Source organism: Sphingomonas sp. PP-CE-3G-477, from assembly GCF_003050745.1.
In the GTDB taxonomy this organism is placed as follows: domain Bacteria; phylum Pseudomonadota; class Alphaproteobacteria; order Sphingomonadales; family Sphingomonadaceae; genus Sphingomonas.
In genome coordinates this window covers 22,057-45,524 of the sequence record NZ_QAOF01000005.1, presented here as the reverse complement: position 1 = coordinate 45,524, position 23,468 = coordinate 22,057, and the positions used below count along the sequence as shown (strand labels likewise).

General features: G+C 67.0%; 24 protein-coding genes and 1 tRNA gene. 10 read left to right on the top strand and 15 right to left on the bottom strand.

Annotated elements, in window-relative coordinates; all coding sequences use genetic code 11:
- Positions 1–5 precede the first annotated feature (5 nt).
- Genes C8J45_RS11440 through ftsE form a run of 4 tightly spaced genes read right to left on the bottom strand, consistent with a single transcriptional unit; the run spans position 6 to position 2,837 of the window.
- Positions 6–686: a 1-acyl-sn-glycerol-3-phosphate acyltransferase gene (locus tag C8J45_RS11440; RefSeq protein WP_107963346.1), complete on the bottom strand. Its 681-nt coding sequence runs from the start codon at positions 684–686 to the stop codon at positions 6–8.
- Entirely contained in the window at positions 683–1,219 is a 537-nt protein-coding gene (locus tag C8J45_RS11435; RefSeq protein ID WP_107963345.1) for a YdcF family protein, read from the bottom strand. Before C8J45_RS11435 ends, C8J45_RS11440 begins: the two co-directional genes overlap by 4 nt.
- Positions 1,216–2,109, bottom strand: a complete 894-nt coding sequence (locus C8J45_RS11430; RefSeq protein WP_107963344.1) for a permease — start codon at positions 2,107–2,109, stop codon at positions 1,216–1,218. The genes C8J45_RS11435 and C8J45_RS11430 overlap by 4 nt, the downstream gene beginning before the upstream one ends.
- The gene (gene ftsE / locus C8J45_RS11425) at positions 2,109–2,837 is read right to left on the bottom strand and encodes a cell division ATP-binding protein FtsE (protein WP_056054749.1); all 729 of its coding nucleotides are present in this window, start codon (positions 2,835–2,837) and stop codon (positions 2,109–2,111) included. Before ftsE ends, C8J45_RS11430 begins: the two co-directional genes overlap by 1 nt.
- On the opposite strand from ftsE, the gene C8J45_RS19250 reads away from it, so the two are divergent.
- Positions 2,820–2,993, top strand: coding sequence for a hypothetical protein (locus C8J45_RS19250; RefSeq protein ID WP_156359308.1), 174 nt, complete (start codon positions 2,820–2,822; stop codon positions 2,991–2,993). The two genes, ftsE and C8J45_RS19250, sit on opposite strands and share 18 nt — an antisense overlap.
- Positions 2,990–3,790 (top strand): MJ0042-type zinc finger domain-containing protein, encoded by an 801-nt coding sequence (locus C8J45_RS11420; protein ID WP_107963343.1) that lies wholly within the window; start codon positions 2,990–2,992, stop codon positions 3,788–3,790. The genes C8J45_RS19250 and C8J45_RS11420 overlap by 4 nt, the downstream gene beginning before the upstream one ends.
- Here the strand turns inward: C8J45_RS11420 and C8J45_RS11415 are convergent.
- Positions 3,787–5,163 carry an MATE family efflux transporter gene (locus C8J45_RS11415; protein ID WP_258191419.1) on the bottom strand — a complete coding sequence of 459 codons (1,377 nt, stop codon included), beginning with the start codon at positions 5,161–5,163 and terminating at the stop codon, positions 3,787–3,789. The genes C8J45_RS11420 and C8J45_RS11415 overlap by 4 nt on opposite strands.
- Before the next feature lie 112 nt (positions 5,164–5,275).
- On the opposite strand from C8J45_RS11415, the gene C8J45_RS11410 reads away from it, so the two are divergent.
- Positions 5,276–5,362: transfer RNA gene (locus C8J45_RS11410), tRNA-Leu, on the top strand.
- A 79-nt stretch (positions 5,363–5,441) separates the two neighbouring features.
- Positions 5,442–5,594, top strand: a complete 153-nt coding sequence (locus tag C8J45_RS19245) for a hypothetical protein (RefSeq protein WP_175518116.1) — start codon at positions 5,442–5,444, stop codon at positions 5,592–5,594.
- A 43-nt stretch (positions 5,595–5,637) separates the two neighbouring features.
- Here the strand turns inward: C8J45_RS19245 and C8J45_RS11405 are convergent, their stop codons facing one another.
- The 6 genes from C8J45_RS11405 to C8J45_RS11380 form a co-directional block, all read right to left on the bottom strand.
- On the bottom strand, positions 5,638–5,910 hold the full coding sequence (locus C8J45_RS11405; protein WP_107963342.1) for a hypothetical protein: 273 nt from the start codon (positions 5,908–5,910) through the stop codon (positions 5,638–5,640).
- Between the two features lie 18 nt (positions 5,911–5,928).
- Positions 5,929–10,905 carry a DUF11 domain-containing protein gene (locus C8J45_RS11400; RefSeq protein ID WP_258191418.1) on the bottom strand — a complete coding sequence of 1,659 codons (4,977 nt, stop codon included), beginning with the start codon at positions 10,903–10,905 and terminating at the stop codon, positions 5,929–5,931.
- A gap of 123 nt (positions 10,906–11,028) precedes the next feature.
- Positions 11,029–12,147 carry a DUF11 domain-containing protein gene (locus C8J45_RS11395; protein ID WP_107963341.1) on the bottom strand — a complete coding sequence of 373 codons (1,119 nt, stop codon included), beginning with the start codon at positions 12,145–12,147 and terminating at the stop codon, positions 11,029–11,031.
- 55 nt (positions 12,148–12,202) lie between these two features.
- Positions 12,203–12,676 carry a DUF11 domain-containing protein gene (locus C8J45_RS11390; protein WP_107963340.1) on the bottom strand — a complete coding sequence of 158 codons (474 nt, stop codon included), beginning with the start codon at positions 12,674–12,676 and terminating at the stop codon, positions 12,203–12,205.
- A gap of 26 nt (positions 12,677–12,702) precedes the next feature.
- A complete protein-coding gene (locus C8J45_RS11385) occupies positions 12,703–13,647 on the bottom strand; it encodes a hypothetical protein (RefSeq protein WP_146168611.1) in 945 nt (314 codons plus the stop codon).
- Between the two features lie 326 nt (positions 13,648–13,973).
- Entirely contained in the window at positions 13,974–14,435 is a 462-nt protein-coding gene (locus C8J45_RS11380) for a hypothetical protein (protein WP_107963338.1), read from the bottom strand.
- 494 nt (positions 14,436–14,929) lie between these two features.
- Between C8J45_RS11380 and C8J45_RS11375 the strand changes: the two genes are divergently transcribed.
- From C8J45_RS11375 to C8J45_RS11355, 5 genes are read left to right on the top strand one after another with little or no spacing between them, the layout of a single operon-like run.
- A complete protein-coding gene (locus C8J45_RS11375; RefSeq protein ID WP_107963337.1) occupies positions 14,930–16,009 on the top strand; it encodes a type III polyketide synthase in 1,080 nt (359 codons plus the stop codon).
- Positions 16,006–16,686, top strand: coding sequence for a methyltransferase domain-containing protein (locus C8J45_RS11370; protein WP_107963336.1), 681 nt, complete (start codon positions 16,006–16,008; stop codon positions 16,684–16,686). Before C8J45_RS11375 ends, C8J45_RS11370 begins: the two co-directional genes overlap by 4 nt.
- Positions 16,665–17,753, top strand: coding sequence for an NAD(P)/FAD-dependent oxidoreductase (locus C8J45_RS11365; RefSeq protein ID WP_107963335.1), 1,089 nt, complete (start codon positions 16,665–16,667; stop codon positions 17,751–17,753). The genes C8J45_RS11370 and C8J45_RS11365 overlap by 22 nt, the downstream gene beginning before the upstream one ends.
- A 31-nt stretch (positions 17,754–17,784) precedes the next feature.
- A complete protein-coding gene (gene msrB, locus C8J45_RS11360; RefSeq protein WP_107963334.1) occupies positions 17,785–18,195 on the top strand; it encodes a peptide-methionine (R)-S-oxide reductase MsrB in 411 nt (136 codons plus the stop codon).
- A gap of 44 nt (positions 18,196–18,239) precedes the next feature.
- On the top strand, positions 18,240–20,423 hold the full coding sequence (locus C8J45_RS11355) for a transglycosylase domain-containing protein (RefSeq protein ID WP_107963333.1): 2,184 nt from the start codon (positions 18,240–18,242) through the stop codon (positions 20,421–20,423).
- Here C8J45_RS11355 and C8J45_RS11350 read toward each other — a convergent pair.
- From C8J45_RS11350 to C8J45_RS11340, 3 genes are read right to left on the bottom strand one after another with little or no spacing between them, the layout of a single operon-like run.
- Positions 20,399–21,073: a M48 family metallopeptidase gene (locus C8J45_RS11350; RefSeq protein ID WP_107963332.1), complete on the bottom strand. Its 675-nt coding sequence runs from the start codon at positions 21,071–21,073 to the stop codon at positions 20,399–20,401. The two genes, C8J45_RS11355 and C8J45_RS11350, sit on opposite strands and share 25 nt — an antisense overlap.
- 15 nt (positions 21,074–21,088) lie before the next feature.
- Positions 21,089–21,523 carry a YcgN family cysteine cluster protein gene (locus C8J45_RS11345; RefSeq protein ID WP_133020171.1) on the bottom strand — a complete coding sequence of 145 codons (435 nt, stop codon included), beginning with the start codon at positions 21,521–21,523 and terminating at the stop codon, positions 21,089–21,091.
- Positions 21,520–22,101: an SCO family protein gene (locus C8J45_RS11340; protein WP_107963525.1), complete on the bottom strand. Its 582-nt coding sequence runs from the start codon at positions 22,099–22,101 to the stop codon at positions 21,520–21,522. The genes C8J45_RS11345 and C8J45_RS11340 overlap by 4 nt, the downstream gene beginning before the upstream one ends.
- Positions 22,102–22,179: 78 nt before the next feature.
- Here C8J45_RS11340 and C8J45_RS11335 point away from each other — a divergent pair, with 78 nt between their 5' ends.
- Entirely contained in the window at positions 22,180–22,788 is a 609-nt protein-coding gene (locus C8J45_RS11335) for an ankyrin repeat domain-containing protein (protein WP_258191417.1), read from the top strand.
- 138 nt (positions 22,789–22,926) lie between these two features.
- Here C8J45_RS11335 and C8J45_RS11330 read toward each other — a convergent pair whose 3' ends face one another.
- On the bottom strand, positions 22,927–23,436 hold the full coding sequence (locus C8J45_RS11330) for an MmcB family DNA repair protein (RefSeq protein ID WP_107963523.1): 510 nt from the start codon (positions 23,434–23,436) through the stop codon (positions 22,927–22,929).
- Positions 23,437–23,468 lie beyond the last annotated feature (32 nt).

Below are 23,468 nucleotides of genomic sequence, written 5' to 3'. Positions count from 1 at the left end.
CGATCCTAGTCCAGCGCGTTCATCGCCGCATGGACTCGCTGCTCCACCTCCTCACGTGGCAGGCCCGGCGGCACCACCTCGCCGAACCGGAACGTGATCACCCCTGGCAGCTTCGGCCCCTTCTTCGGCCACACCAGCCCGCTGTCGCACGCGATCGGCACCGTCGGCATCTTCAGCGCACGATACAGCCCGGCGAACCCCGGCTTCAACGGCGGATGCTCGCCCGGCGAAACCCGCGTCCCCTCCGGAAAGATCAGGATCGAGCGTCCGGTCGCCTTCGCCGCGGTCGCCTCGCGCATCATGCTGCGCATCGCCGTCGCCGAAGCCTCGCGGTCGACGACGATCGCGCCGTAGCGCCGCGCTGCCCAGCCCCAGGCCGGGATATCCGCAAGCTCGCGCTTTAACACGATCGCGGGGCCGTCGAGCAACGCCTGCAACTCAAGCGTCTCGAACATCGCCTGGTGCTTGCACGCGTAGAACGCCGGCTCGGTCGGCCGTGTCCCCTCCACGCGGATGTGCACGCCGAGGATCACGCGCGCACACCAGCGGTGGAAACGCGTCCAGATCGTCGAATGCACGATCACCGCGCGGGAGCCGAACAATGCCGAGATCGGCACGGTCACCACGATCGGCACCGAGATCGTGTAGAAAACGAGCATGAACGCCCAGTTACGCAGCCAGATCATCCGCCATATCCAATCCACAACGCGATCCGGCGAAGGATCAACTTGTTATATTCGTTGACCAAAGTCCCGAGCCGCGGCGTCCCCGGCACGCCGTCGCCAAGGATCACGACGTTCTTGTCGAGCGCCGCCGCCAGTTCCATCCGCGCACGCGCGACGTGCCAGTCCGACGTCACCAGCCGCACCGAGCGGTATTTGTGCACGCGCACCCACTGCGCGGTCTCCTCGGCGTTGGAGCGCGTATCGACCGCATCCGCGCCGAGATCGATGCAGCAGGCGAACAGCGCGGGCGAGGTGCGATACTCCAATGCGAGATCGATCGGCCGCACCCCCGGGGCAACGCCCGTCACCAGCATCCGCTTCGCTTGGTGATCGCGGAGCAGCGCGATGCCGCGGTCGATCCGCCCTGCCCCACCGGTCGGCACGACGATCGCGTCGGACGTGAAACCGTCGAGCGGCTTGGGCAGGAGCAGCATGAACACCGCGAACCCGAACGCCCAGGCGAGGCCCAGAATGCCGAGGAACCGCACGATCACAGGATATGCCTCAACGCGCGGACGATCGTCACACGGGCGGCGAGCGTGGCCAGCACGACGAACGCGACCGGGAGCAGCGCAAGCACTACCCAATCGACTCCGCCGAGCGTCACCCCGCCGAGCAGTTCGGAGCCCAGTCCGTGCAACCGGATGCCGATGAACGCGATCACCAGCAACGCCGTGACGCCGCCGCCGACACCACCGATCGTCGCGTCGAGCGCGATCCGCCGCTGGAACAACCGCGCGACCTGCAGATCGGTCGAGCCGAGCATGTGCATCACCGCGATCGTCGCGTGATGCGTCTGTAGCCCCGCGCGTGCTGCGAGCACGACGACCGCGGCGGTCGCGCTGGCCATCAGCAGGACCAGCGCCAGCGCGAGGAACGTCAGCGAGCGCATCACGTCGTTGACCGGCGACATCCAGCTCTCATGGCGGTCGACGCGGACGATCGGGCTCAGTCGACGCACCGCAGTCGCTACGCGCAGAGCGGCGGCCTCGTCTTGGTCGGCCAGATCGACATCGATCATCGCCGGCACCGGCAATTGCGGGTCCGCGCCATCGGATCCGAGCCAGGGTTGCAGCAGTCGCGTGAGTTCGGCGCGGTCGACGGGCGTCGCCGTCGCGACCGCCGGCATGCTCCGCAGCGCCGCCAGCACGCGCGCCGCGACGGCGTCGCGCCGCACCGGATCTCCATCGACGACCTGCACCGTCAGTCGCCCCGCCAACTGTCGGTCGAGCAACCGTGCCGCACCCGCCGTCGCCAGTCCCAGAGCAGCGGCGAGCATCGTCAGGAACAGCATGATCGCCATCACCCACGTCATCGCACGCAGGCCGCCGGCTTCGTCGAGCACGCGGCGTTCGGCCGATGATCGCGCCTTCGACACTCCCATCATTCGGGCCGCGTCGGTGGATAGCGGAGCGAGCCGGTCGGATCGAGCAGCCGCCCGCGATCGAGCCGCATCATCTGCGCCCCCGGTATCCGCCCGAGCAGATGGAAGTCGTGCGTCGCGACCACTACGGTCGTCCCCAGCTTGTTGAGCGATTCGAACAGATGGAGCAGCCGCTCGGCCATGTCGGGATCGACATTGCCGGTCGGCTCGTCCGCGACGAGGATCTCGGGGCGGGCGATGACAGCGCGGGCGATCGCCACGCGCTGTTGCTCGCCACCCGACAGCGTCGCCGGGCGCGCATCGGCGCGGTCGCCGAGCCCGACCCAGGCGAGCATCTCGCGCACCGGTTGCTCGATATCCGCCTCGGGCATACCGGCGACGCGCAACGGCAGCGCGATATTGTCCCAGGTCGACAGATGCGGGACGAGCCGGAAATCCTGGAACACCACGCCGATCCGACGCCGGAACCCGGGTAGCCGATCACGCGACAACACCACCGCATCCTCGCCGAACAGCCGGATCACGCCGCGCGTCGGACGCTGTGCGAGATAGAGAAGCTTCAGTAGCGAGGTCTTCCCCGCGCCGCTCGCGCCGGTCAGGAAATAGAACGCACCGCTGCGCAGCGTGAAGCTGAGGTCCGACAGCGTCTCCGGCCCGGCGTCGGGCCCCGAGTCTGACTCGGTGCCGTAGCGAAGCCCTACATTTTCGAATTGGACGATATTCGCCATGACGTGGTTGCGCCCGCTTTCGCCCGCTTGATGCCCGTATCGGCGCTTTCGCATGAAAGCGCGCGCCGCTTCAAGCTTGCCACCTATGCGGGCCGCGTGCTTATTCGGCACAAGACCGGTCGCGCTCCAGCGGCCGCTGGTGAAGCGCATCCATGATCCTCCAATGTCCCGAGTGCAGCACGCGCTATCTGGTTCCCGACAGCGCGATCGGGACGGAGGGGCGCACCGTGCGCTGCGCCAATTGCAAGCACAGCTGGTTCCAGGCGCCCGCACCGCTGGTCGAGGACGCGCTGGAGATCCCCGAGCCGACGCCGCTCGCGCCCCTGCCGCCGCCGCTCGCTCCGCTGGCGCGCCCGCAGATCGCGACACCCGAGCGCTTCACACCGGCTATTCCGGTTACGCCTGCTCCGCCCGTATATGTTCCAGTTGCGCCCGAGCCTGTCTCTGCAACGCACGCGACGGTGTCCGCGGATCCGGTCGTGAAATATGACGCGTTTGCCGAGCGACCGCCGTTCAAGGCGCGGCGCAATACGGCGCGGTGGTGGACGGTCGCGGCCGTGCTCGCCGGATTGCTGATGCTGATCGCGGTAGGATCGATCGTCTATCTTGGCGCGCCAGGCGTCGTGGCCAAACTCGGCCTTGGCCTGGGCACGGACGAGACTCCGCTGCGGCTGCGCGACAATCCGATCGAGCGGCGCGAGCTGGATAACGGCTCCGAGCTGTTCGCGGTCAGTGGCCAGGTCACCAACCCGTCGAACCAGCGCCAGCGCGTGCCCGACATCCGCGCCGAACTCCGCGATGCGCAGGGGCGGCTGGTGTACAGCTGGACGATCACCCCGCAGCAGCGCACGCTGGCGCCAGGCGGCGCGATCGACTTCAACTCCGCGACGCTGAACGTGCCGGCGAACTCGAAGCGCCTCGAACTGAGCTTTGCGGGCGAGGCGACCCGCTAGGCGCGCCGCAAACGCCGGCTCACGATCCAGAACCGCGCGCCGTGCAACAGCGCCGCGGTCAGCATCCCGAGCCCGGAGGCATAGACCAGTGCCATCGGCCCGATGCCGGCGCGCACCAGCCACCAGCCCGCGCCACCGGTGACGATGAAATACGCTACGATGCTGTTCATGCCCGCGACGACCTGATCGCCGAGCGAGCGGAGCGCGTAGACCAGTACCACCTGCGCGCCGTCGAACAGGATGAACGGCGCCCACACCGGCAGCATCGCCAGCGCGACCGCATGAGTCGCGGCATCGGCCGGAAACGCCGCGACAATCGGCCCCCGCGCGACGATCAGCACGATCCCGCACGCGCCCAGCGCGAGCATCGACAGCCCGGTGGCGATCAGCGCGCGCGAGATACCGGCCTTGGGATCCCCCTCGCCCACCGCATTGCCGACGCGGACGCCACACGCCGAACCAAGCCCTAGCGCCAACCCGAACGTGACATTGTGGACCGAGAACACGATCTGGAACGCGTGCGCGACGTCGTCGCCGAACTGCGTCGACAGTGCGATCAGGATCGAGAAGCCGGCGAGCTCCAGCCCCGACGCGACCGCGGGGACGATCCCGAACACCGCCAGCGCGGCGATTCCCGCCGGCACCCCGCGCCATGCGGCCAGATCGATTCGCCGAACGCCGCGCTCCTTTGCGCGCGGCAGGGTCAGCGCCGCGGCGATCATCCCGACCGCCCCCAATCCCGACGCGATCGCGGTGGCCGTCGCCGCACCGACCGCGCCCATCGCCGGCAGCCCGAGATGACCGCCCGACATCGCCCAGGCGAGTACGGCGTTCAGCGGAAGAATCGACAGATTCACCACCGCGACACGGCGTGGCCGGCTGACGCCCTCCAGGAAGAAGCTTGCGGCGACGATCATCAGCTGCGGCGGATAGGTGAACGCCATCACCCGCACGACCCGCCCGGCGGGTTCGACCAGCGCCGGCGCGACACCGATCCCGGCGAGCATCGCGTCCGCGAACGTGAACATGACGACACCTACGACGAGCCCGAGCAGCAATCCCAGCACGAGCCCCTCGCGAAGCACCTGCCCGGTCCGCGGCAGATCCCCCGCCCCATCGGCGCGCGCGGTATGCACCAGCACGCCCGACAGCCACGCGAGCCCGGTGACGATCGCGATGAACGTCAGCGATCGGCTCGCGCCCAGCGCCGCCACCTCGTGCGCGCCGACCAGTCCGACGACGATCACGTCGGTGACGTGGAGGATCGTCCAGTTGAGGCTGGTCAGCATCACCGGCCACGCGAGCGCAAGAACGCGCCTCGTCTCGACCCTCAGATCGGCCTGCGTATCGGTAGAGAGAAAGCGTGCGGCCATCGTTTGCGGTACTGGACGAACGCTTTTTCGCAAAGGGCGTTGCGTAGCGTTCAAACCCTTGCTAGTGGCGCTCGCCTACCAGATGCCGGGTCCGCCCGGTGATGTTTCATGGGCGGCCATGGCGGAACTGGTAGACGCGCAACGTTGAGGTCGTTGTGGGCGAAAGCCCGTGGAAGTTCGAGTCTTCTTGGCCGCACCATTTTTTACAGATCGAGTAAACACCCCCTTCGAGGGTCCCCCCTTGGCATGTGATGCGTTGGGCTTGGCGGAGGTATTGCATGAGTTCGATAGACGATACGATCATCGAGACCCCCGAGGGCCCGATGACCTTTGCGCAGTGGAAGAAGAAGAACCCGGTCCAGTTGCCCTCGCGCCGGACCAAGGGGAAGAAGTTGCCTAACAAGGTGAAGCTCACCACCGACGAGAAATAGGCGCCGCGCTAGTATGCTCCCCCGCCAGGGGGAAGATCTGGATTCAGTGCCGCCCCGCCGGCGCCCCTGCCCCGGTCTGCGCACGAATCATACGCGCCTGGAACTTCACCCGTTGCCAGAACGTCGCATCGTCGAGCCGCCATTGCCGGATCGCCTGCGTCGCCAGCGTCTCGATCAGCGCCTCGCTGGTTGCCGCATCCTGTTTGGCGAACTCCTGTGCGAGGTCTTCGACGCATGGGCCGTGATCGGTAAAGTCGCGCGGCAGCGGCATGGGTGTGGGCTGCATCGGCATCGGCATCGGCATCGGCATCGGCATATATCTTTCTCCCTGTAATTAACGTCGACCACCGAACAGCGCGCGCGTGGCGCCACCGAGCGTCGTCTGGTCGAACTTCAGCCGCATCGTGACGAACGGCCCCTGCCGCGTGTAGCGGTCGTCCTCGAAATCGCGGTCGCGGTAGCCCGAGACGTTGTAGCCGGCGGTGATCCACATGTTCTGCGCGGGCGACACCCCGACCGACGGCCCACCGCTCCACGACCAGGCGCCGCGCGACCACGCATGCTGGACCGATCCGCTCACGCCGACGTCGATCCGCGTGCCGATATCCTGGCGCAGTTCGAACCCGGTGACGTCGATATAGCCGTCATACGTATCGTCCGCGAACCGCCCGGCGACGTATTTCGCGCCGTAATAGACCGTCGCCTCGGTGCCGTGGCCAAGCCCTTCGGGGCCGGTGCGATAGTTGACCGCGAGGTTGTTGATCGCCCGCGTCGTCACCTGATCGCCGCCGCCATAGGCGGGCACGCCGAGCGCGTTGGAGTCCGAGAACCCCGAGTCCGCGCTCTCGTGCCGCAGTTCGAGGCGTTCGAGCAGCGACCAGCGGCTATCTAGCGGGCGGAACGCGAGCGCGACGTCGGCGGTGGCATAGGTCGCGACCGGGCCGGTCTTGTCCTTGATCGTGTACGCCTTGATGCTCGACGCGAGCGTCTTGCCCTCCCCCAGCGTGCGCAGGAAGTTGGTGGTGATCCCCCAGCGATCGCCGCTGTCGGCGTTGCGGTATTCGAGCCGCCCGTTCACCGACCAGCGCGCCTGGCGATAGGTCGCGCCGAACGTGGCCGCCGCGTAGTCGCCGTTGGTCTGGTCCTGCCCGACATAGCCACCCGAAGTGACCGGCTGGAACGCGTTGACCACCGCACCATCGGGGATCTGTCCCTTCAGCGTGTTGCTGGCGTCGAGCGTGCCATCGATCGTCCAGTGCTTGCCGAGCGGCACCGACTGGCTGAGGCCGTATTGCGCGTAGGTGCGTGCGCCGTTCTCGCCGATCGCCTGCTGGTTCAGCGTGCTCATCAGCTTGGCGCCGGTCCAGGGGGCGACGTCAACGCCGAACTGCTTGGTATGCGCGACATAGCCGTCGCCCTTGGCGATCTCGTACCCGCCGATCAGGCGGATGCCGGGCGTGATCCGGTAGGCGAGCTGCACTTGGTGGCGGACCGGGAAGTCGACGCTGTCGCTGTCGCCGCCGGGCGCGAATTGGGTCTGTGCGGTAATCGTCACCGCGTTGCCAAACAGCGCCTGGCTGCCACCGAGGGTGAGCAGGCGGCTGTCGCGGTTGCGGCCATCCATGCCCTTGTCCGACGCATACTGGCCACCGACGAAGATCGTACCAGAGTCGCGGCGATATTCGAGGCGCGCGTCGGCGGCGGTGCGCGTACCGGCGCTGTCGAGCTGCTGCTGGTGCCAGGCGACACCGGTGATGCTGAGCCGATCGGTCAGCCGCACGCGGCCGTCGAGCCCGAACTTCCGCGTACCCGCCTCGACGAGGTTCTGCTGGCCGACACCGAACGCGGTATCCTGCTGGCGGGCGTAAGCGAGCAGATCGAGCTTCGAACCGTGATGATCGACTTCGGCGAGGTAGGCTAGGCCCTGCCCAAGCCCGAGGCGTCCGCCCTTGGCGATCTCGCCGCGCAGTTCGGTGTTGGCGGTCACGCGGGCCTTGATGTCGGCGCCGACGACGGTGGCCTTGCCGACGGTCTCGTCGCGGATCACCGCCGCACCGACTTCGACGCGACCGTTGGCCAACTTGGTCGCGACGCGGGCAGCGGCGGCGAGCTTGGCCGACTTGCCGCCCTCGACCTCGTAGTCGGCGACGATGAAGATCGGATTCAGGTTCGAATCACGGCTGAGGATCGGCTGGCGGAAGCGGACCGTGCCCATCGACGTGTCGATGTCGTAGTCGATGTGCCGCGTCAGCTCGGTGGTTGCGACGATCAGTTCGGAGCGGAAGCGATCGCGCGTCTCGATCCGCAGCTTGTCGCTGTTCGGGACGATGTTGCGGCCCGACAGACGGTACGGACCGGACAGGCCGTTGCCCTGGATTTCGTCGCGCGAATACAGCGTGTCGGTGTTGGCGGCGAACCCGGTCGCGCGGATCCGCTTGCCCTCATAGGCGGCCTTCACGCCGTTCAGCGTGCGGTTGTAGCGGGTCAGCTGCGTGTCGGTGAAGCCGGTCTCGAAATCGCCGAACAGCGCATAGAATTCCCGACGCTCGAGCCGCAGGTACAGCTTCCGGCGGGTGGCGGCGTCATAGCCCTGGCGCGAGCCGTCGCCGTAGACGGTGTAGTAGCGATCGGGGTCGATCGTGCCGAGCAGCCCGCGATCGGGATCGTATTTGCGGTCGCTGTCATACGCGATCGTCGCGAGCCACGAACCCTTGACGCGACCCTTGGCGTAGAAGGCGAGCTGGCCGTCGGTGACGACGCTGCCCCGCTGCGACCTCGGCAGGCCCGACTGGCGCTTGCTGAGCATGTCGTAGCCGAGCGAACCCGCGCCGAAGCCGACCACGACCCAGTCCTTGGCGGACGCGGCGAGCCAGGCGCGGATCTCGTGGCTGTGGACCAGCTTGTCCTCGGTCAGCGAGACGACCGCGTGGACGGCGCCGGCCTGCGTGGTCGGCTGGAGCGCGATGAAGGCGAGGCCGTCGTCGCCGACGACGCGCGCGGTGGTCGCCGAGCGTTCGCGGCCCGCAAGCTGACGGCCCTGTTCGAGTTCCGCCTCGACGGCGGCGGTATAGGGCTGGTCGACGGTGAACGGGACGAGCGTACCCGCGCGAACGGGCCGCCCGGTCTTGTCGGTCACGCGCACCGCGATCAGCGGACGGGTCAGGCCATCGGCGACGAGGCGGCTGCTCGCGGCATCGAACACCGCGCGGACCGGCGCACCCGAGAAATGCACCACACGATCGAGGACCTTCACGACGCTGCCGTCCTCGGCGAGGATGCGTGCGCCGAGATGATTGTCGCCGTCGACCAGCGGGATACCCGACCAGCGCGACACCGCCACGGGGCTGCCGTCGCGCGCGTCGGTCCCGTCGAACGCGAGCGGCTCGACCTGCTTGCCGTTGATCGTCAGCGCGACGCGCTGGCCGGGCAGGTGCTTGACGACCGCGCGAGAAATCGGTGCGCGCGGGTTGTAGTCGGCGCTTGGGAACAGCCAGTCAATCCCCGCAGCCTGCCCAGCGCCGAGCCAGTCGCGGTTGCCCGCGGCGGTGGCGTCGTCGGCAATCGCGACAGGGAGGCCGGCATCGGCGACGGCAGCGATGCCGGTCGGCTTCAGCTGGAAATCGACGCGCTTCAGGAGCCCGCCATCGCCCTCGACGAACCGTGAGATCGGACTGTTGGCCTGGCGCGTGTCGATGTCGCAGGCGACCGGCGCGTGCGTCGCGGGGATGCTCGCGGTGTCGATCTGGACGACGTGGCGGCCGGCGCGGACGCCTTCGAAATGGTACAGGCCGTCGCGATCGGTGACGACGAAGGTGCCGTCCTCCATCAGCAGGCGGATTCCGGGCACGCCCTTGCGCTTGTCGACCGGATCGCCGCAATTCCCCTCGGTCACGCGACCGATGATCGTCATCGCGTCGGTGAACAGCAGCGGACGCAGGCGCACGGAGGCGGCGGCTTCGTTGCTGGTGATGGAACCCTGCCCCGCGACACGCGCGCGATTGAGCGCCTCGCCGGTCGGTGCACCAGGCGCGATGCTGACGACGTATTTCAGCTCTGCGGTGGCGCCGGCGGCGAGCACTGGAATCGCGAAGTCGAGGCTACGACCATCGGTCGACACGGTCGGCTCGTCGCCGCCGCGCGCGGAATTACGTTCGTAGCGCAGGCCCCTGGGCAAGGTATCGGCGACGTGCAGACCCCGCGCGGGAATCGAATCGCGGTTGGTGATGCGCAGCAGATACTGGACGAAATCGCCCGGCGACGCCTCGCGGACGGAGGCGACCTTGGTCAGCAGCAGCGTGCCCGCGCCGGGGCTATCCAGCGGAATGTCGGCAGAAAAAGGCTCGGGCGTCGATAGCGTCAGCGCACCGCCGAAACTCGTGTCGTTGAGGATGAACGGCCTGCCCTGCGGGTCCTTCAACGCGGCCAGCGTGGCGCGGTCGACGGTCGACGGCGCGGTATAGGTGCCGGGCGGTGCGACTTTCAGGAAATACCGGCCCGGCGCGGACAACGGAAAGCGATAGCGCCCGGTCTCGCCCGGATAGATGCGCCCGCTGGCGTCGGTGACGGCCTCGCCCGTTACGACCGTCGAGGGATAGCGGCTGACGCCGTCGTCGCCGAACACGGTCGCCGGCTGGCCGCTCTCGTCGACCAGCGACACGGTCGTGCCATCGACCAGCGCGCCGGTGCGTGAATCGAACGTGTAGCCCGCCGGATCGATCAGCAGCGACGCCATGGAGGCGAGACTGTAGCCGTCCTCGACGAAGCTCAGCTTGATCGTCGCGCCGCGCATGTTGCGGACGTCGCAGGCCTGCAACTCGGGGTGTTTGCCGGTCGCGGTCGCAGGGATCCCGCCGACGAAGATGCCGCTGTCGACCGCGGTCTCGGTCAGCGCCAAGGTCGTGTGGAGCGTGCCGACGTCGACGTTAATGATCGACGTCTCGCGCACGTCGGGATCATGATTGCCGGCCTGGTTGTCGAGCACCAGGAGCATGTCTGCATAGATATCGATCGCCGCCACCCAAGGCGATTTCGCGAAGGTCTCGGCGTCGATCGGCGCGGGGGTGAACTGGAAACTGGGGGAGGTCTGACACTTCGCGCCCTTGAGCTCGTAATTGGGCGGCGGCAGATGGAATGTGAGCGTGGTCGGACGCTTGGCCCGGTTCACGTCGAGCGAAACCATGTTGGACGGCACCGTGCGTACCCCGGAGTCGCTACCCGTATCGTCGAACGAAAGGGTTGCGGTGTTCTGGATACGACCCGTCGGGGCGCCCGTCTGCGCTGCCGACGGCATCGTGCCAGCGGCAAGACCCAACAGGGCTCCCAACAAGGGCGCGCAAAGGCGCGAAAGGCGACGAAAGCTGGACATGAAGGGTCCTCTCCCGGCACGTGTCGCCACGCGCCGGGATCGGTCGTTCCTTGTTCGCGAGGGGCGGGTTTAGTTGATCGTCACGCGGAAGCTTGCCGCGACCGACGTACCCCCGAGCAGGGTCGGGATGGTCGCGGTCACCCGTTTCGTCCCGGCATCGTACGAACCGGTGAAGGGGGTGAGCGGGATCGCCGAACCGTCGTCGTTCGCCGGGAAGCCGTTCAGTACGCAGGCGCCGCCGACGCCGAGGCCACCGATCGTGATCGAACCCGGCACATAGGTCGTGTTGGTGGGGACGATATCGGTCAAATTGACGTTGTTCGCCGGAACCAGCAGCGTCGCATTGTTGACCACCAAGCAATATTGCACGACCGCGCCCGGAATCGCCTTTGGCAACAGCACGCCCGATACCGGATCGGAGACCACCACCGACGACTTGGTCACGGTCAGCGCGACGTTGCGCGTCGTGATCTCGTAGCCGAGCGAAGCGCGCCCTTGCCCGTTATAGGCAATGTCGGCGCCGAGACCGTCCGAATCATTGTCGGCAAAGACGATATCGATCGCGTTGTCGTCGTTGGCGAGGATGCTCGGCGTCAGCGCCGTGCCCTGCGCCGCGGCATTGCCGCCCGCTGCGACCTGCGCGATCAGCGTGATGCCGGCAAGCGCGGCGGTCTGCTGGTTCGGCACGTCGCCGACGATGAACACCGTCGCGGTCTGATCGGCGCCGAGTTCGTTGATATAGGTCGCGGTATCGACGCCGACGTCATACGTGCCGTTGCCGTTCGAATCGACGAAGATCCGGATGTTGCTCACGTCGAAGTTATCGCCCGTGAACAGCCCCTGGATCGGCGTCTGGCTCGCCGACAGCAGGAAGTCCTGCGTACCGTTGGTGTTGTTGGTCAGCTGGAACGCGACGACGGCATTGGGCTGGCCGACCGAAACCTGCGTGTTGTTCTGCGTCGCCGGGACGACGGTCAGGTTGACCTTGCGATCGACCACGAACGTCGCTGCGTTCGATGCCGCGGTCTGTTGCACGCCGTTGACGGTGTAGCTCGCCTGCGCGGTGTTGGTGATCGTGGTACCCGCGGCGGTACCCGCCGGACCCGGCGTTTGTGCGTTGGCAGTACCGATCGACACGATGGCGGCCGTTCCGGCCAGCAACGTGCGTATTACCCCTGTTGCATGCATTTCTAAGTCTTCCTTCTGCGGTGTGTTTAGTTTTGGGGAGAGTGAGAGAACGGTATCATTTCAGGACGGCCTGGAACGCGAACTGGCCTTGCGCGCCGGCCGGAATCGGACTCGCGAGGCGCCACCGGACGCTGGTGACATCGTTGGGGCTCGCCGCGCGCGTGCTGCCGTCGAGGCTGCGGACGCGCAGGGAATCAAGCGAACCGAAAGTCTTGCCGTCGACCGACACGTCGGGCGCCGGCGAACCGGGATTGGCCGAGCGGTAGGAAATCTGACGCGGCAACGGGTTGGCCAGCACGACGTTGGCAAGCGGCTGCGCACCCGTGTTGCGATAGGCGAGGACGAAGATCACCTTGTCGCCAGGCGTCACCTTCGACGGCTTGACCAACGCGACGCGCGTGGTGCCGTCGGCCGCGGCGCTGCGGCTCTCGACCAGGATGCTGCTGGTAACCTGCAACGGACCCGCCGCGGCGGACACCGTGCCAGTGGTAGCTGCGAGAACGATGGCAATCATCGGGCGTGTGGTCATGAACGTGCTCCTCTTGAGATGTCTGGTCATTGGATCTTGGTCTTGAACTGGACGGTGTGGACCGAGGCCGCGGCGACCTGGCCGAGCGCGACGGCGATCCCGCCGCGCTGCGTGGTGCCCGCCTGCGCGCCGGGCGCTTCGAAGCGCCCCGCGTCGCCATCCGCGCCATCGGTCAGCGCGGCGCCGTCGAGCATGAGGCTGCCGGGGACGAAGACGGTGCCGTCGGGAATTGGATCGACGATGCGCGCGCCCGTGACGGCATCGCTGAAGCGCGCTTCGAGCGTGTAGGTGATGACCGCGTCGCGTACGGCGTTCTGCGATCCGTCCGCGGCCCGCACCGACTGGCTCTTGAACAGCGCCGGGCCGGCAAGCGCGGTGCCGAGCGGGACCGAAACGGTGGCGATCGCGCCGGTCCGCCCGACCACCGCATCGCCGCCGCCATCGCCCATGCCAGCATACGCGCTGCCGGTCTGGCCCGACCCCGTCGTCGAGCGCGCGGTGACGGTCAGCGTGGCATTCGCCGCGGCGGTGCCGGCCGGGGCGACGACGATCGCCAGCAGCTTGATCGACTGGCCGGGCGAGAGCTGCGGCGTCCTGCCGTCGACCGGCGCGCTATCCTTGGCCGGATCGTAGAGGCCGTCGCCATCGGCATCGATCACCAGCGCCTGCAACGCGACCGCACCCGGCGACACGCTGGCTGCCAGCACGAACGATTCGTTGCCGTTGTCGCGGTTGGTCAGCGTGAAGGGGACCGCGAGCGGGCGCGGCGTGACGACGATCGCGCCCTGCCCATCGCGCACCAGCGCGACGTCCAGCCGCTCGGCGACGATGATCGAGACGGTGTTCGACGTGGTCGATCCCGTCGTCCCGCCAAGATCGTAGCGAAGCGCCGCGGTGTTGACGATCGGCGTACCGGCGGGCGTCCCCGTAGCAGCATCCGAAAACGTCTGCGCCGGGACGGATTGCGACATCGCAGTCCCGATCATGCAGGCGAGGCGCAAAGCCACGCGAGCGCACCGAAGCGCGCCGTTTTCTCCTGCACATCCTGACATACGACGAACCAATTTTGTCCCAATCCTTTGATCGAGACCAAATTGTCCACCGCCACTTAATCAAATACTACCAACTCAAAACGGGCTTTTGCATCTGCATTTTGATACTTAATACAACAACATCCGGTTCGGTGTGTTTAGTCTTCGGCAAAGAACCATAACGGATCAGGATGCCAATTCTGTAAAATTCCTCGGCATACTTCCAGCAACGACGCGAACGCGGACGTTGGCGAAATCCCCGGTGGTTATCGCTTCAGCAGCGCGCGCAGGTAGGATTTCATGGCCTGGTCGCCGACATGGCTCAGCGACACTTCGATCCGTCGCCGATCGGTCGGATCGATGACGCGGTCGATTAGTTTCAGCTTGTGGAGATGCTCGATCCAGCGCTGCGAGGTGGTCACCGGCGCGTCGGACATGCTGACCAGCGCCTTGATGTTCATCGGCATCCGGTCGTCGCGCGATGCGAACAACGCGAGGAGCATGTCCCAGGCGGGCTCGTGAAACAATTCTGCGGGGAGGAACTTGCGGCGCATCCGTCGCTCCGCGAGCACCAGGGTGGCATGTTCGATGAGCGCGTCGTCGCTTGGCTCATCGCCGACCGGTACTGGCTCCGCGGCTTGCGCGACTCGTCCATTGAACTCTTCGGCGACCGCCGACAGCTTCGCGGTCAGATCCTTGATCAACTCGACGACGGACTCGTTTTTCACTCAAGGCTCCCCTTGCCCCCGTTGTTACACCCGACACCCAGCCAAAAAACGATGCCCGCAGCCTGTAGCCGCTATCGCACGTCGCCAACCGAACCGACCCGGACGTACAGGTCCGACGCACCGTCATTGTCGACTACCGCACCGCAAATTCAACCCAAACCTGCAAAAATCGGTAACCATATGAAGATCGAATGCACATCGCCGACTATATTTCCCTTAATCGATCCAATATCGATCGATTAAATCAATCCATTATGGTTTCGATATTGCGCATTCCAGGTCGACCTCTTGAAAACGCAGTTCGTATATTTGTCAGACTCGGAATTCGGCTCGATCGCCGATATCGGGCGCGAACCGTTCCGGGACGCCAGCGATGCCGAAACGATGTCATCGGCGGTCCCCATCGTTTACAGACACCCCGTTCGATGCCGGATCGGTTCCCCCGTGGTCAGACGCAAGCCGTTTGATCGGGTGGTGCGTTAGGGCTCGATCGCATGCGAAAGGGTATCGTGTCCGCTTATCTGAATGCCGTCGGTTCCGCAGTTCCCGGTCATGATATCCACACCGCCTTCATTGGCTGGGCACGGACGCGGGTCGATGCCCGCGCGGAACGCGTGTTCGACCGGATGGCGGCGCGATCGGGTATCGCGCACCGCTGGTCGGTGCTGCCGCCGACCGCGAACGGGGGTTCGCCGATCGACGATGCCGGCTTCTACGCAGTCGAGCCGCATCCGGGAACGGCCGCCCGCATGACGCTATATGCCGAGCACGCCCCCGATCTGGCGATCCGCGCGATCGAGGCGCTGCGCGACAAGATCGCGGTCGAGGGCATCACGCATCTCGTGGTGGCGAGTTGCACCGGCTTCGTTGCGCCCGGCATCGACCAGATCATCGCGCGGCGGCTTGGCCTCGCATCCAGCGTCGAGCGGCTGCTGATCGGCTTCATGGGCTGCTATGCCGCGGTCGTGGCATTGCGCAGCGCCCGCCACATCGTCCGATCCGAGCCACGGGCGCGCGTACTGGTCGTGACCGTCGAGCTGTCCACGCTGCACCTGCAACCCGCGAGTGAACTCGAATCGCTGCTGGCGATGCTCCAGTTCGGCGATGGTGCCGCGGCGGCGCTGGTGACGGCGGACGCCACCGGGTTCGCGCTCGACACGCCGTTCGCCGCGACGCTGGCCGACAGCGAGACCCTGATCCGCTGGGACGTCACCGATGCGGGGTTCGCGATGCATCTGTCGGGCGAGGTTCCCGGACGGATCGCCACCGCGCTGTCCGATGCGGCGTTCCGCGATATCGTCAGCGACGGGCGAAAGCCGAACGAGATAGACGCTTGGGCGGTGCATGCCGGCGGTCGATCGATCCTCGACGCGGTAGAGCATTCGCTCGATCTGAAACCGGATGCACTCGCCGCGTCGCGTCAGGTGCTGTCGGAGAACGGCAACATGTCGTCGGCGACGCTGATGTTCGTATTCGAGCGACTGCTCGCCGGGCCGCGGGTTGAGCACGGCGTGGCACTCGCGTTCGGGCCCGGCCTGGCGGCGGAGGGCTTCGGATTCCGGAGCGCGGCATGAGCCTCGCGGTTCGCAGCCAGGCCGAAGAGCTGATGGACGCCGACGACCTCGACGCGGCGACCTATGCAGACGTCGTCGGCGATCTGGCGACGGTCAACACGGTGACGATGGCGCGCCGCCCGACGCTGAACTTTCTCGCGCGTGCGACCAAGGGACGGAAAAGCTTCCGGTTGCTCGACGTCGGGTTCGGTGACGGCGACATGCTGCGGCGGATCGCACGCTGGGCGAAGGCGAAGGGTATCGAGGCGGAACTGGTCGGGGTCGACCTCAACCCGCGCAGCGAACAAGCGGCGCGGGCGCATGGCGGCGACATCCGCTACGTCACGGGCGACTATGCCGACCTTGCGCATGAGCCGTGGGACGTGATCGTCAGCAGCCTCGTCGCGCATCACATGAGCCACGACCAGCTGATCGCGTTCCTGCGCTTCATGGAGCGCCACGCGAGCGCGGGGTGGTTCGTCAACGACCTTCACCGGCACGGCTTTGCGCATTGGGGCTTCCCGGTTCTCGCGGCGATCGCACGCTGGCATCCGATCGTGCGCCACGACGGCACGTTGTCGATCGCCCGCAGCTATCGCCCAGACGAATGGCCGCCGCTGCTCGCCGAGGCCGGCATCACCGAGGCGAGGGTTCGCCGCGTCTTCCCGTTCCGGTTATGCGTCGAACGCCTGCGCTGATCGTCGGCGGGGGGCTCGCCGGTGCCGCGACCGCGATCGGTCTTGCGCGCGCCGGCTTGCCCCACCTGCTCGTCGAGCGATCTCGCGAGACCGGTGATGCGATCTGCGGCGGGTTCCTCAGCTGGCGGACGCTGGAGACGCTGGCCGGGCTGGGGATCGATCCGGACACGTTGAACCCTGAACGCGTGACGCGCGCGCGCATTTTCGCGGGCAATCGCCGCGCGGAGGCCGCCCTCCCCCATCCGGCGGTCTCGGTTACCCGCCACCGGCTCGATACGGTCCTGCTGGCTGGAGCCGAACGGCTAGGCACGCCGGTCGAGCGCGGCGTCACCGTGCGCGAGATCGACGGAACGAGCGCACGGCTCGCGGACAGTGCGACGATCGCGGCAGACGCGCTCTTCCTCGCGAGCGGCAAACACGACGTTCGCGGTATGGCGCGCCCCGAGGACGCACGCGGTGCCGACCCGACCTTGGGGATCCGGGTAAGGATCGCCCCCTCGCCTGCACTGAGCAAATCGCTCGCCGGCGGCATCGAGCTTCACCTGTTCGACCGCGGCTACGCCGGCTTGGCGATGCAGGAGGACGGTACCGCGAACTTGTGCATGGCGGTCCATCGTTCGAGGCTTCAGGCAGCTGGCTCCCCTGCGCAACTGCTCGAAGCCCTCGGCCGAGAGATGCCCGCACTCGGCGAGTGGGTCGCACTGATCGACCCCAGCGCACAGATCGATGCAATCGCCAACGTCCCCTATGGCTGGCGCCAGCGCACCGGCGTCGACGCGCTCTTCCGACTGGGCGATCAGGCAGGCGTCATCCCGTCGCTCGCGGGCGAAGGCATGGGCATCGCCCTCGCCAGCGGCGCCGCTGCCGCGCGCGCCTACGAAAAAGGCGGACCGACGGCGGCATCCGCTTGGCAGGAGGATTTCGCCCGCCGCCTCGCCCGCCCGATCGGAATCGCCGGCATCGTCCGCCACATCGCCGAGAGCGAACGCGCCGCATGGCTGCTCCCTTTCCTGCGCCCCACACTGATCCAGGTCATCGCGAACGCAACCAGAATGGGGCAACCTTGAATACCGCCCCGCCAGCACGAGATGCATGTCCATGGACCAGCTCAATCTTTCCGAGGCCGAGTGGCGCAAGCGGCTAACCCCCGAGCAATATCACGTGCTCCGCGAAGCCGGCACCGAACGCGCGTTCGCGGGCGTGCTGAACGACACCAAGGCCGATGGCATCTACCGGTGTGCCGCGTGCAGCAACGAGCTGTTCGACAGCGCGGTCAAATATGATTCCGGCTCGGGCTGGCCCAGCTTCACCCAGCCGATCGGCCCCGATGCGGTTACCGATCACGCCGATCGCAGCCACGGCATGACTCGCATCGAGACGCGGTGCGCGCGCTGCGACAGCCATATGGGCCACGTCTTCCCGGACGGTCCGCCGCCGACCGGGCAGCGTTATTGCATGAACTCGCTCTCGCTCGAATTCCGGCCGCGCAAAGCGAACGTCGCGGCCTGATGTCGCTTGTAGGGCGGGACCATCGCGCGTAATTCTGCGGCCACATGGCTCGTACGCGTTCTGCTCCCCCGTCCCGTCGGTCCCCAACTCCCCCGGCGTCACGCTGGCGACGGCGGCTGGTCGTCTTTCTCCAGGTTATGGTCGGGATCGGCGTCCTCGCGCTCGGTGCGTTGGCGATCGCGGTCTACATCGCGATGTCGCAGCTCCCCAGTTTCGACAGCCTGAAGTCGTCGCCCAACGGCCAGATGATCCGCGTCCATGCCGCCGACGGCACCGTGATCGTGTCGATGGGCCCGAGCTTCGGCGAGTGGCTGCCCTACGGCCAGATCCCCAAGGTGATGCGCGACGCGACCGTCTCAGTCGAGGATCGCCGCTTCCGGTCGCATATCGGCGTCGATCCGGTCGGCATCGCGCGCTCCGTGAAGGTGCGGTTCGATCGCGGACACTGGACGCAAGGGGGCTCAACGATCACGCAGCAGCTCGCGCGCACCGTCTTCCTCAACAACCAGAAGAAGTTCGGCCGCAAATTCCGCGAGGGCATCCTGGCGTTCGCGCTCGAATGGAAGTTTTCGAAGGACCAGATCCTCGAACTGTACCTCAACAAGGTTTACTACGGCGGCGGTGCCTACGGGATCGACGCGGCGAGCCGGAAATTCTTCGGCCACGGCGCGGATCATCTGAGCCTCGCCGAGGCTGCGGTCATCGCCGGCCTCGTCAAGGCGCCGTCCAACTACTCGCCGACCGCCGATGCCGAGGCGGCGATGGGCCGCGCGGGTGTCGTACTGGAGACGATGCAGGAAACCGGCGCAATCACCGCGTCCGAGGCTGCCGATGCGGACGTGTCCGGGCTGAAACTGGCGCCCGAGCCCAGGCAGAACAGCGTGCGGTATTTCACCGACTGGGCGTTGCCGCAGCTCGATACGCTGATCGACGAGACCACCGAACCGCTCGAAGTCTGGACGACGCTCGATCTGACGATGCAGCGCCAGGCGGACGACGCGATCCGCGCCAATGCCCCACCCGGCGCACAGGGTGCGCTGGTCGCGCTCGATCGCGGCGGCGAGGTCCGCGCGATGGTCGGCGGCAAGGATTACGTCTCGTCGATCTACAACCGCGCGACACAGGCGGTCCGCCAGCCGGGCTCGTCGTTCAAGCTGTTCGTGTACCTCGCCGCGCTTGAGGCCGGCCACAAGCCGGAGGATTCGATCGTCGACGAACCCGTCACGATCAACGGCTGGAGCCCACGCAACGATTCCCGCCGCAACTCCGGCGCGGTGTCGCTGCGCACCGCGTTCGCCTATTCGCTCAACACCGTCGCCGCCAAGCTCGGCCAGGAGGTCGGCTTCAACACGGTCGCCGACATGGCACGGCGGTTCGGGATCACCACCCCGGTCAACGTGCATCCGTCGATGGTGCTGGGCACGTCGGAGGTTCGCGTGATCGACATGACGCGCGCGTTTGCGTCGGTCGCCAGCAAGGGCGTGGCGGTGACTCCGTACGGGATCACGCGCGTCACGGCGAATGGCCAGACGATCTATACGCACGAGGTCGACCGCAGCCATGTGCTCGTCGCGCCCTATGTCGCCGCCGAGATGACCGACCTGCTGCAGACCGCGGTCAACACCGGCACCGGACGTGCCGCGCAGATCGGCCGCCCGGTCGCGGGCAAGACCGGCACGACCACCGCATCGAAGGACGGCTGGTTCCTCGGCTTCTCCAGTGGCATCACCACGGGTGTGTGGATGGGTCGCGATGATGCCAAGCCGATCGCCGGCCTGCACGGCGGCACCGCGCCGGCCAAGGCCTGGGCTGCGTTCATGAAGCCAGCGACGGCCAACCGTCCGATCGAGCAGTTCGATACGAAGGTCACGCTACCCGAGTGGCAGCTCGAGCCTGACGAGGAGAGCTATTTCGGGCAGCCCGACAATGGCCAGATGGCGGTCGACGCGGACGGTAATCCGATCGAGCAGGGCCAGCCGCCGGTCCCGACCGACGCGCAGACCGGCGACACGATCCCGCGGCCCGATGCGGATCAGCCAGAAGTCCTCGCAACGCCGCCGCAGCAGTTGAATCAGGACTGGATCGACCGGGTTACCGGGCGTGAGCGGCGCGAGCCGTCACCAGCGGGGCGGCAACCGCTTCAGCGCGACGTGCCCCGAGATGGACCACGCGACCAGGTCCAGACGCAACGCTTCCAGAGCGATCAGGAAGAGCGCCCGAACCAGTGAAGGCCAGCGCCGTGCGTGCGTAGCCAGACACGCGCGGGCGTCGGGTCTTCGCCGTAGAGTTGCTCGACCAGCGCGTGGAAGACCGGCGCGTGGTTCATGTGGACGCGGTGTGCGACTTCGTGCGCGACGGTGGCGCGGCGCACCCAGCTTGGCGCGAGGATCAGCCGCCAGCTGTAGCGGATGACGCCGCTCGATGCGCAACTGCCCCAGCGGCCCTTCGCATCGCCGACCGCGACCTGCGCGATGGTCACCTTGGCCTTGGCGGCGTATTCGGCGGTTTCGGTTTCCAGCACGGCGAGTGCGGTGCGTTTCAGCCAAGCCTCGACGCGACGCGCGATAGTTTCGGGGGGCCCTGACAGCGACAGGACCGAGCCTTCGCGAACTACGGTTCGGCGGCTGCCCGGCGTCCACTCGATCGTCAGCGGCTCGTCGGCGACGGTGAGGACCGCACCGGGCACGAATGGGCGCGGCTGGGGGAGCAGCGCGCGCTGTTCGGCGATCCAGTCGGCCTTGTCCTCGGCCCAGGCCAGCGCCTGTTTCAGCGCCGCACGCTTGGGGAGGACCAGCCTAGCCCGGCCGCTCGCGGGATCGATCGACAGACGCGCGCGGCGTGCGCGCGGGTGACGAACAATCTCCAGGCCCTCGATCATCGGGCTATCACCGAGTCAGAGCTCGCGGTCGATCACGTGATATTCGAGCTCGCCGGCCTCGTCCTCGCTGATCGTCCAGCCGCGGACCGATTGCTTGGCGCGGTGGACGGCCTCGCGGTCGCCGCAGACGAGATAGTGCCATTCGGGCAATTGCTCGCCGGCCGCACGCAGTCGGTACGCGCAGGTCGAGGGCAGCCAGTCGATCCCGCGGACGTTGCCGGTCGTCAGCCGCACGCATTCGGGGACATAGGCGTGGCGGTGGCGGTAATCGGAGCATTGCCCGCTGCGCCGGTCGAGCAGACGGCACGAGACGTTGGTCGCGACGAGCTCGCCGGTATCCTCGTCCTCGAGCTTGTGGATGCAGCATTTGCCGCAGCCGTCGCACAACGCTTCCCACTGGCCGCGGTCGAGCTGGTCGATCGGCGTATCTTCCCAGAAGCGCGCGCTCACCGGGCCCAGCGCTTGATTTCCGTCACCACTGCGTCGGGCCCTTGTTCCTGCGGCAGCAAAGCGAGAGGCTTGCCGTCCGGGCCCATCAGATAGGCCTGGCGCGAGTGGTTTACGAGGTAGCCGCCGCCGGGGGATGCGTCGCCCTTGCTGGAATAGACGGCGTATTCGGTCTTGATCTTGGCGATCTGCGCGTCGGTGCCGGTGAGACCCACCATGCGCGGGTGGAAGGCGGAGACGAACTGCTTGAGCACGGCGGGCGTATCGCGCGCCGGGTCGACCGTCACGAACACCGGCACGATCTTCGCGGCAAGCGCGGGGTCGGTCGCCTCAAGCTTTTTCACCGCGGCGCCGATCGCCTGGACATCCGTCGGACACACATCGGGACAGAAGGTGTAGCCGAAATACATGATCCGGTATTTCCCGGCGAATTTACGCTCGGTGATCGTCCGCCCGTTCTGGTCGGTCAGCGTGAAGGCGCCGCCGATCCGGGCGCCTTCGAGCGGCGGTTTGGCGGGCGGTGCCGAGGCGGTGCAGGCTGACAAGGCAAGTGCGCCGAAAAGGATGAAACGGAGGGTCATGGTCCCGCCAGCCTTGATCTGTTCGCTACTGCGGCGCAAGCGTCACCGATATCCAGGACGAACCAAGGAAGTCTCTCGATGCGTATCCGCCTGATGCTCGCCGCTACCCTCCTGACGCCTGCGCTCACCTGCGTCGCGGCACCCGCGTTCGCGCAAGGCCAGTCGGAGGGGTACAAGTTCCTGTCCGCAGTGCGCGATGCGAAGAACAACGAGGTGCTGGAGATGCTCGGCAAGCCCGGCAGCAACATCATCAACACGCGCGACGTGACCAGCGGCGAAGGCGCGCTGCACATCGTCATCAAGCGCGGCGACGAGGTGTATCTGCGCTTCCTGCTGCAGAAGGGTGCGGACGCGAACCTGCGCGACGGCAAGGGCAATACGCCGCTGCTGCTCGCAGTGACGCTGGGCCAGACGAACATGATCCCGATCCTGACCGCAGCAGGCGCGAACCCGAACCTGGCCAATTCGGCGGGCGAGACTCCCTTGATCCGCGCGGTGCAGCGCCGTGACGTGGGCATGATCCGGGTGCTGCTGGCCGAGAACGCCGATCCCGACCAGGCGGACATCATGGCGGGCATGTCCGCGCGCGCCTATGCCAAGCAGGATGGACGCAACCCGATCGTGAGCAAGCTGCTGGAAGATGCGCCGAAGAAGGTGCGCAAGGCCGTGTCGGGGCCAAAGTTCTGATCTTCTGATCCTCCCCCGTTAGGGGGAGGTGGCTGGCGCTTGCCAGACGGAGGGGGAGGAATGGGTAAGGGTCGTTGCGTGTTCCTCCCCCTCCGTCACCTGCGGTGCCACCTCCCCCTGGCGGGGGAGGATTTAGTGTTAGAACGCCAACCCGTCGGCGTCCGGGTCCATCTGCGCGATCAGCCGCCGTGCCGCGCGCCGGGCGAACGCCAGCGTACACCGTTTCCGCACATGCGCCGGCAGCGGCACCGTATGCGCCTCGCGCACGATCGCCGCGTCATAGCGATCGGCGACGATGATCCCCGTCCGCTCGGGCAGGAACGCGGGCCCGTTCAGCGGTCCGACGTCGAACCCTGCCGGGACCGCCCAGAAATACCGGTCGCAATGCCCGAGATAATCCGGCCACTTCCCGTCGCCTAGCAGATCGGCGCGCGACACCTTGATCTCGACGATCACGATCTGGCCGCGCGCGTCCACCGCCATCAGGTCGGCACGGCGGCCGCCATCGAGCGGCACTTCAGTCATCGCGGTGAGATCGTGGCGCAGCAACATCCGGATCACGCCGCGCGCTACATCGGCGGCGCATATTACCGAATCGGGAGGCGATCCAGGTTTGTCGATGCAGGAGTCCGGCGGCATGTCGAGCATGCGCCGGAAATAGAACAATCCGCGAACGAGGC

Coding starts and splice junctions, on each gene's coding strand:
- C8J45_RS11420 (WP_107963343.1), top strand. CDS start 2,990: ATGATCCTCCAATGTCCCGAGTGCAGCACGCGCTATCTGGTTCCCGAC.
- C8J45_RS11415 (WP_258191419.1), bottom strand. CDS start 5,163: ATGGCCGCACGCTTTCTCTCTACCGATACGCAGGCCGATCTGAGGGTC.
- C8J45_RS11405 (WP_107963342.1), bottom strand. CDS start 5,910: ATGCCGATGCCGATGCCGATGCCGATGCCGATGCAGCCCACACCCATG.
- C8J45_RS11335 (WP_258191417.1), top strand. CDS start 22,180: ATGCGTATCCGCCTGATGCTCGCCGCTACCCTCCTGACGCCTGCGCTC.
- C8J45_RS11340 (WP_107963525.1), bottom strand. CDS start 22,101: ATGACCCTCCGTTTCATCCTTTTCGGCGCACTTGCCTTGTCAGCCTGC.
- C8J45_RS11330 (WP_107963523.1), bottom strand. CDS start 23,436: ATGCTCGACATGCCGCCGGACTCCTGCATCGACAAACCTGGATCGCCT.
- C8J45_RS11430 (WP_107963344.1), bottom strand. CDS start 2,109: ATGGGAGTGTCGAAGGCGCGATCATCGGCCGAACGCCGCGTGCTCGAC.
- C8J45_RS11375 (WP_107963337.1), top strand. CDS start 14,930: ATGCGAAAGGGTATCGTGTCCGCTTATCTGAATGCCGTCGGTTCCGCA.
- C8J45_RS19245 (WP_175518116.1), top strand. CDS start 5,442: ATGAGTTCGATAGACGATACGATCATCGAGACCCCCGAGGGCCCGATG.
- ftsE (WP_056054749.1), bottom strand. CDS start 2,837: ATGGCGAATATCGTCCAATTCGAAAATGTAGGGCTTCGCTACGGCACC.
- C8J45_RS11365 (WP_107963335.1), top strand. CDS start 16,665: ATGCGTCGAACGCCTGCGCTGATCGTCGGCGGGGGGCTCGCCGGTGCC.
- C8J45_RS11440 (WP_107963346.1), bottom strand. CDS start 686: ATGATCTGGCTGCGTAACTGGGCGTTCATGCTCGTTTTCTACACGATC.
- C8J45_RS11350 (WP_107963332.1), bottom strand. CDS start 21,073: ATGATCGAGGGCCTGGAGATTGTTCGTCACCCGCGCGCACGCCGCGCG.
- msrB (WP_107963334.1), top strand. CDS start 17,785: ATGGACCAGCTCAATCTTTCCGAGGCCGAGTGGCGCAAGCGGCTAACC.
- C8J45_RS11355 (WP_107963333.1), top strand. CDS start 18,240: ATGGCTCGTACGCGTTCTGCTCCCCCGTCCCGTCGGTCCCCAACTCCC.
- C8J45_RS11385 (WP_146168611.1), bottom strand. CDS start 13,647: ATGTCGCAATCCGTCCCGGCGCAGACGTTTTCGGATGCTGCTACGGGG.
- C8J45_RS11370 (WP_107963336.1), top strand. CDS start 16,006: ATGAGCCTCGCGGTTCGCAGCCAGGCCGAAGAGCTGATGGACGCCGAC.
- C8J45_RS11390 (WP_107963340.1), bottom strand. CDS start 12,676: ATGACCACACGCCCGATGATTGCCATCGTTCTCGCAGCTACCACTGGC.
- C8J45_RS11395 (WP_107963341.1), bottom strand. CDS start 12,147: ATGCATGCAACAGGGGTAATACGCACGTTGCTGGCCGGAACGGCCGCC.